Source organism: Bacillus sp. AF23 (genome assembly GCF_020861455.1).
Lineage (GTDB): Bacteria > Bacillota > Bacilli > Bacillales > Bacillaceae > Bacillus > Bacillus halotolerans.
Genome location: NZ_JAJHVY010000019.1, coordinates 1 through 232 on the forward strand (window position 1 = coordinate 1; position 232 = coordinate 232).

General features: G+C 50.4%; 1 tRNA gene. It reads right to left on the bottom strand.

Annotation, left to right across the window (positions count from 1 at the left end):
* Positions 1–92 precede the first annotated feature (92 nt).
* Positions 93–175 (bottom strand) — tRNA-Leu (locus LNN34_RS11830).
* Positions 176–232 lie beyond the last annotated feature (57 nt).

Below are 232 nucleotides of genomic sequence, written 5' to 3' on the forward strand. Positions count from 1 at the left end.
CCCGCGACCCCCACCTTGGCAAGGTGGTGTTCTACCACTGAACTACTTCCGCAGACAGGATGTCCAGTTTTTAGAACTGTCATCCTATATAATGCGGGTGAAGGGACTTGAACCCCCACGTCATAAAGACACTAGATCCTAAGTCTAGCGCGTCTGCCAATTCCGCCACACCCGCTTAAAAATGGTGAGCCATGAAGGACTCGAACCTTCGACCCTCTGATTAAAAGTCAGA